This window comes from Candidatus Peregrinibacteria bacterium, from assembly GCA_016220175.1.
Taxonomy (GTDB): Bacteria; Patescibacteriota; Gracilibacteria; order CAIRYL01; family CAIRYL01; genus JACRHZ01.
In genome coordinates this window covers 1-7,566 of record JACRHZ010000046.1, presented here as the reverse complement: position 1 = coordinate 7,566, position 7,566 = coordinate 1, and the positions used below count along the sequence as shown (strand labels likewise).

The 7,566-nt window shown below is 40.2% G+C and carries 4 protein-coding genes; all 4 read right to left on the bottom strand.

What is annotated here, in order from left to right; genetic code table 11:
* Window positions 1-208: 208 nt before the first annotated feature.
* Entirely contained in the window at window positions 209-2,722 is a 2,514-nt protein-coding gene (locus tag HZA38_03780) for a type IV secretion system DNA-binding domain-containing protein (GenBank protein MBI5414612.1), read from the bottom strand.
* A 61-nt stretch (window positions 2,723-2,783) separates the two neighbouring features.
* A complete protein-coding gene (locus tag HZA38_03775) occupies window positions 2,784-3,506 on the bottom strand; it encodes a coenzyme F420-0:L-glutamate ligase (protein ID MBI5414611.1) in 723 nt (240 codons plus the stop codon).
* A gap of 27 nt (window positions 3,507-3,533) precedes the next feature.
* Window positions 3,534-3,845: a ribosome-associated translation inhibitor RaiA gene (raiA, locus tag HZA38_03770; GenBank protein ID MBI5414610.1), complete on the bottom strand. Its 312-nt coding sequence runs from the start codon at window positions 3,843-3,845 to the stop codon at window positions 3,534-3,536.
* Between the two features lie 90 nt (window positions 3,846-3,935).
* Window positions 3,936-7,325: a transglycosylase domain-containing protein gene (locus HZA38_03765; GenBank protein ID MBI5414609.1), complete on the bottom strand. Its 3,390-nt coding sequence runs from the start codon at window positions 7,323-7,325 to the stop codon at window positions 3,936-3,938.
* Between the last annotated feature and the right edge of the window lie 241 nt (window positions 7,326-7,566).

Here is a 7,566-nt window from a genome sequence, read left to right as displayed (position 1 = left end):
TGCTTTCCTTTTTGTAATATTTTCTGTATTTGTATTTTTTCCTTTTGAGAAAGATGAACGATATATTTTTTCATGCGTATCAAGAAAAATATCGTCCCAAGTATATCACACGAAATTATTTATTGGAAATAATACTAGTTTTTTCTTGAAGAATTCCATAATTTTTTGAAATAGATGAATAATTCATTTAAATACGAAGTTTTTTTGTTTATCTCAGCCTCCTCTCAATTTCCCTTTCCACAAATACTCGATCTCTTGCAAATTTCAGGCGTGAAAGTTGGCGATACGCTTCCGCGGCGTCATCGTCTTTTCCAGATCGATCATAAATCGTTTTCATCACGAATCCGCGAGAAGTCGTATTATCGATATTCAGCTTAATGTACGCGTGATAATTGGCGATATTAATGAGATCTTGCTGTGAAAATATCGGTTGGAATTCTTTTTCCATTGTCTCTGCATCTTGTGCGCCAATTTTAAAACACATCATGGTTCCCACATTTCCAAATACCGCATCACGAATCGAAGTGTCTTCATGAGTTCCTTTTCCGCCACTATCCATTTTCGTGATCTGCGAAATATACTGATGTGCAACCACAAGCCCGAGGCGATATTTTCTCGCTTCTGAAAGGATCGATGTAAACGATTCCGTTACGAAGTTTTGAAACTCGTCCACATACAAATAGAATGGCTTTCGTTCCGATTCATCCATATCAACACGGCTCATCGCCGCCATTTGAATTTTGGACACCATAATCATTCCGAGGAGCTTCGCATTGAGGTCTCCCAGTTTTCCTTTGGAAAGATTTACGAGAAGAATTTTTCCTTCATCCATGACTTTTCGGAAATCAAATCCAGATTTTTGTTGCGCAATAATATTTCTGATCTGGCGGTTCGTCACGAATGGACCGAATTTTGAAGAGAAGTAAGGAATCATTTCTTCTTTTTCGCGTTGTCCTGTTTTTGCCATTTCCTTCTCCCAAAACGCCTTGACGGTGGGATTTTTCACCTTTTCCACCTTGAGCTTTTCATATGCTGAATCCGTAAAAAGTCGCGGAAGATCGATTAATGTCGCGCCTTCCTCCGGATCCGACATGAGCGTCAGAACTCCGTTTCGAAAGTAATGTTGAAGCCGTGGTCCCATGATTTCCTCTCCGAAAAGTTTAATAAAAATCGAGAGGGTTTCTTGGGCAATAAATTCCTTTTGATCATCTCCTTCCGCTTCGAGAAGATTGAGTCCCATGGGACGCTCCAAATCTCCCGGATCGAAAAGAATAACGTCATCAGCGCGTTCACGTGGAATATATGGAAGTACTGCTTCTACCAAATCTCCGTGTGGATCCACAAGACACATCCCACTGCCATTTTGTAAATCCTGTCGAATCATTTGTTCGAGAATCGTTGATTTTCCCGTTCCCGATTTTCCAATGATGTAAAAGTGGCGCATCCGATCATCCATTTTTATTCGCACTTTGGTCTCTTTATTGCGATAATAGTTAATACCGAGAAGAAGTCCATCTTGTGGCATATTCGGAGGCGGAGGCGTGAGCTTAAAATCCTGCCATTTAATGCATGGAGAAGAGTTGTATCTGATGTTTGGAAAATGGAAAAAACTTCCGAGTTCCTCTGTTGAGAAAATAGTTCTCCAGTTTTTCGTGTGCCACCACCTTTTCAGGTTTATCCAAAATGGACGTGAAAAATTTCGGAAAATATAATCTCGAACCAATTTCTTTTTATTGTGAAAATACGTTTTTTCAAATCCATTGAGGTCAGGAGAAGTAAACTGATCAAATGCCGCAGAAACAGCGCTCCGAATTTGATCTGCACGTTCGGCTGTTTCTGCTGAGGCTACAACGCGGATAATGGTGTCGAATCCATACTTTGTCGCCTTTTCCTCAATTGCCTTTACTCGTTCCTGCATAACTGGTGTACTATATTGAGCCCTTCGTTCTTCTTCATTCGCAAACATTTTGTCATCAACTCCCTGAACAGCGACATGAAAAATATTTCCCAGCCAGTTTTTTGGATTAAAATGGGAAAAAAATCCTTTTTTTTCTCCTCCGCTGTACATTTCCCGTGCGAGGAGAATTCCTTTTTTGTGCCAATTGCTTTTCACAGGTCTTGAAACAATCTGAATGGCAGCTCCCTCATCATTCTCGATCTTGGAGAAAGAATTAATGATGTTATTCAAAGAATCGGTTTCGAGTCGATGTATGGTGCGAATAGGGAGAAGATATTTTTTTGAAAGACACATGTACCTTCCGCTGATTTTATAATTCTCGCGAAAAATATTTGGAGCGTCAGCTTTTTCGATAACAGCGTCTGGGTAATATGAGGAAATCTGCTTTTCCGCAACATCTACAAACGATGAAGGGACAGCCATATAAAAAAACACTTGGGAATTTATAACCGCATATTCGCACACGAAGTAATTCTGACCAAAGAGATAGCGCGCTTTCCACCGCGGAGAATAGAGCGCATTCATCGCCGCAAAAAGTTGGGTCATGACACCTGCAATTTTTGTGTAATCTTTGGAAGATCCGAATTCTTCTCCCACAATTTCCCGATCTTCTTTTGAGTCTCTTTTGGGGATGAGCACTTGGAGGAAGACGAGATCAAGAGCTCTCCTCCTATATGCGCGCAAGCGAATAATTGCGAGAATGAGAGCGAGGAGAGAAATTCCTCCGCCGATGACAAGTAGTGTGCTTAGAATTGCATTTCCCATACGGCGAAAATATTCCCATACTTTCGAGGAAAAATGAACAGAATTTCACGAAGAAATCGTATCAGTCGTGATTGCCTTCCCACAGAACCCGAAATAAATCTTCTTTTTCTGAAAAAACTCCTCGTTTTGGATTCTGCTGTTTCCCGGTAAATTCCACCGGCGCATTTTCGCAAATGACAAAAGGAATTGATTCATCGGCATTTCCCATGATGAGTTCTGCAGCGGAAGCGAGATTATCCGCAATGGATTCCTGCGTTACTTCCAAAGTGTTCTCGAAGAGGTCTTTTTTCCCTCGCATATCACGAACTCCTTCAAAACCGCTCCAAGCGAGTGCAACGCCGGTAGTTCCTGTTCGGAGTGGCGTGCACCTTGAATCTATAATAACTACACCAATTTCATGAAGCTTGAATTTCGACTTTAGTTTTGATCGAAATTCATCAGCAAATTTCTGAACATTTTCTGGCCAGAGAATGAGTTCTCCCTTCTCGGCATTCGACGCATCAATTCCTGCATTCGCAATGAGAATCCCATTCTTTAAACTCAGAAAAATATTTGAAAATGCTGTTCTCCAATATTTCTCCGATTCTTTTTTTACCCAATTTTCCATTTCTGATTTTTCTGCTCTTACCACTCTGTTTTGTGACAACGAAACTACTTTTGAAGCAATGATAACCACACTTTTTTCTCCAATTTTCTGATGGGATTTTTCGAATTCTTGAGAAAAAAAAGAAAAGAGATCCTCCCCATTGTGGAAAATTGATGTTTTGAGACCAGAAAAAAACATTTTTCATTTATAATTTTGAATTTTTCATCACTTACTCGCTTTTTCCTTATACTTTTCCATTTGATGTTTCAGTTTTTCTTCACAAACATCAATTGCCGCTTCTACGGTTTGCGCAAAACTTTCCGCATGGAGAGTTGATTTCGGCACAAAAACATTCACGATACAATGCATGTGCTTCGTTTTATCCTCGGTTTTTTCTTCATTCACATCTACTTGGATACGACTCGACTCATCACCCGCGCGCCTCGAAAAATGAAGAATTTTTTCTGCTTTTTTTTGGAGATATTCTTTTTGGTTTTCGGTCAGAGAAAGATTTCGAGAATGGAGCTGTACTGTCATAGGAGAATAAGAAAATATAAAGTGGTCACGCTAATTCTCTAATTCTTTTTCGTCTCTTTCAAGTGCATTATGAGAAAAATGCGGGAAAATCTACAAAACAGTAATAATAATTTTTTTGGATATCTCATTTCCCCCAGAACTCAGCTTTGCTTTTGCCCATATTTCATATTTTCCAGGTTTTTCGGTAAATGTTGCAGAGAATGTATATGATGAAGGGATTGCTGCTCCTGCAAAAGACTGCAGAACTTCCTGTCTTCCTCCTTCTCTGCGCGCCCAAATTTCTAGCGCTTCTAAACTTTTCGCTTGCTCTGGAGTGATGCCGGCAGACACTGAAATAGGCACATGCGCCTCAGCTCCATTCTCAGGGGAAAGAATTCCAAAAGTGGAATTTTGAGAGGAAGGAAGTATGGAAAAATGGACAGTCTGTTCCGCAATATTTCCGCTCGTATCGAATGCTTTTGCGGCAAGGACATGATTTTCAGAAACGTTTGGAGCGTTCCACTGCACCACGAAAGGAAGTGATTCTACGGTTTCAAGTTTTTTCCCATCAAGAGAGAAAATCACTTTTTTTACTGCAGAACGCGCATCAACCGCAGAAACTCGAAATGTATAAACTCCTCCTCCCGAAATTTGTTCATTGTCTGTGGGGAAGAGAAATGAAAGAGTTGGGGGCGCGTCATCAGTCCCAATTTTGACGCTTATTTCGCTCTGATCTTCGTAATAGAGCTGATCAAATGCTCGCACGGTAAGAGTATGAGAAGATCCTTTTTCTGGATTTCCGATATCAAGAGATGTATACCACGGTGAGCGAATGAGTGTCTTTTTTTCTTCGCCATCCCAGAGAAACACCACTTTTTTGAGTCCGTTTGGAGCTGCAATTTCGGGGAGAACATCAATTGTCGGCGGCGTAATAAGTCCATAATTGATTGGGCTCACAATGGAAACGCTTGGTTTTTTTTGCGCTGTTTCTGGAGAGTGGACGTCATCGGATTCTGTGGGGATCGAGGTAAGAAAATCATCAGCTCCAAGCGAAGCAATAAATACGTTTCCATTTTCAGAAAGCCATTTTTGAAGGCCATCTTCCCATGCTGGATATTTTTCAGGATCGCTTTCATGGAAATTCAGCATCGCTCTTTTTTGGATTGCTGATGTTGGAGTTTGGTCTGTAGGAAGTTTTCCGCTAACCCGATCAATATCAACAAATTTGATAAGGTCTCCGCTTTCTGTTGGAGCATTTTTTGAATTAAACACTTCGGTAATAATAAATTTTTCTGGGGTATTTGGCGAAGGGAGTTTTCCGGAAAATTTATCAACAGCAATAGTTTTAATTCCTGGAGGGCGTGTAAAGTCCTCTACAGCTTTTCCTTCGAGAGCTGCTTCCATGAATTCTTTCCATAATCTCGCGGCATTACTATATCCATCTGCAGCATTGTTCAAAATTGCGCCTCTGTTATTTCCCGCCCACACCACGGTGGCGAGATCTGGAGTATATCCAATTGTCCAGAGATCATTCGGATATTTTTTGCCAGTTTTTGAATCAACTGCATTCGAAGTTCCTGTTTTAATAGCATTTTTTCTTCCCGGAAGTTGAAGCCGATTATTCCATCCTTCACCGCGAGCATTTGGGTCTGAAAGAATATTGGTAACGAGATAAGCGTCTTCTTCATCGAGTATTTGCTCATATTCCATATTTTCTCTTTCGCGATAATCCAGAAGTACGGTTCCTTCCTTGTCTTCAACCCATAATACGGGAATAAGGGAAATTTTTTTCCCATTATTGGCAAAGACGGTATATGCCTGAAGCATATCAATCGGACGAACTTCTGCGGTTCCAATAGCAATGGAAGCTCCATAAAAATCAGCATTGTACGGAAGATTAAAACCAATTTTTTGAGCAAGGTCATATACTCCAGTTCCAGCGATGATTCCAGCTTTTAGGGCCGGAATGTTCAAGGAATTTCCGAGGGCTTTTCTTACAGAAACTGGTCCTCGAAATGTGCCATCAAAATTTTGAGGAGGAACAGGACCCCAGAATTTTGTTTCCACATCAAAAAGAATAGTTGCTGGAGAAAGTCCTGCAAGAAAAGCTGCTCCGTATGTGATCGGTTTAAAAGATGATCCTGCTTGTCTCCGCTGTGTGAGAATGTTCACTTTTCCATCAAATGGCACTTCATTCAGCGTTTCCAAAAAATAATCTCTCGAGCCCACAATTGTTCGAATATATCCGGTTTTCGGCTCTGCAGAAGCCATGGCAATATTAGTAACTCCAAACGAATCATTAAACTCTGCATTTTTTTGTGCAAGTTCTTCCGCTTTTTTTTGGAGTTCAATATCAAGAGTTGTATGGATTTTAAGTCCACCCTTCTCAATCAAATCTTTTGCAGTATTTTCTCCGAGGGTTTTCGCTAGTTCCGTTTCGAGAAAATCTCGCACATAAAACACAAAGTGAGGAGCAAGTATTTTTTCTTTATAAGCAGTGAATGTTACGAGAGGAAGCTCTTTTTTGGTGCTTTCGTATTCGAGCTCAGAAATAAATTTTTTCTCAAGCATTTGGTCGAGAATAGTATCCACTCTCCCTTTTATATATATATTTTCCCCATTTCCAATTTCAAAACTTTTTCCGAATAATCCATGGGAATAGAGAGGGAATTCTTCGGAATGAAGCGCGTAAAAATCTGATTCGCTTCGAATATTATTTTTTTCAAAGAAATCTTCTGGAACTGTGAGCGAAACTTCTCGATATTGACCGTACGGAGAATATCGGCTGGGAGCCTGAGGAAGAGCTGCAAGAACAACACTCTCTGCCATGGTGAGATCTTTTGCAGACTTTTCAAAATATGTGCGAGCGGCTTGTTCTATTCCGTATGCGTTATTTCCAAAAGATATTTTATTGAGATACAGTTCCAAAATTTCATTTTTTGAAAATGCTCGTTCGATGCGAAATGAAAGATAAATTTCTCTCACTTTTCTGGTTATGGTTTGTTCCGGTGTGAGAAGTGTATTTTTTACGAGCTGTTGCGTGAGAGTTGATCCTCCTCCGCGGAATTCGCCGTTTGTGAGCAGATAATAAAAAGACCGAAAAATTCCCATAATATCGACACCGGGATGGGAATAAAAATCAGCATCTTCGGCAGCGAGTATCGCAGAAATCACGTCTGGAGATATTTCGTCGAGTTTCACATAGCTCCTGTTCTCATCGCCATGAAAATTATAGAGAATCGTTTTCCCTTCCGAATCATAAATGGTGCTTGTCTCGGCAAGTGTGAGATATTTCAGTTTTTCCGGATCAGGAATATCTTTGAGAATCCAAAAGAGGAAAATTCCCGCAGAGAGAAGACAAATAGAGAAAATTCCTACCGCGATCGAAACAAAAAATCGACGTCCTTTTTCATGAAAAGATTCTTTGATTTTTCGAAAATAACTCTTTTGTTCATGTTTTTTTACCGACTCAAACAGTGATTTTTTCTGGAATGGATTCATGGAAAGAGATTATTCGGTGTGAAGCTCACCTCTCTATAAGTCGGAGGAAGGGTATCATTTTTTGGAAAATGGGGGAAGAAGAGAGGAATGGAAAAACGTGGGATCAGGCAATAATTTGCTGGAGAAAATATCAGGCATAGATTTTAGAGATACGGAAGAGGAAGAATCTTTTATCGGTAACACCACGAACAAGGGCACGGAATCCTTTGATTTTGGCATTGAATGATTCTGCAGAAGCGTT

Excerpts from the sequence above, each read along its gene's own strand:
- HZA38_03775 (MBI5414611.1), bottom strand. The coding sequence starts at position 3,506 with ATGTTTTTTTCTGGTCTCAAAACATCAATTTTCCACAATGGGGAGGAT.
- HZA38_03765 (MBI5414609.1), bottom strand. The coding sequence starts at position 7,325 with ATGAATCCATTCCAGAAAAAATCACTGTTTGAGTCGGTAAAAAAACAT.
- HZA38_03780 (MBI5414612.1), bottom strand. The coding sequence starts at position 2,722 with ATGGGAAATGCAATTCTAAGCACACTACTTGTCATCGGCGGAGGAATT.
- raiA (MBI5414610.1), bottom strand. The coding sequence starts at position 3,845 with ATGACAGTACAGCTCCATTCTCGAAATCTTTCTCTGACCGAAAACCAA.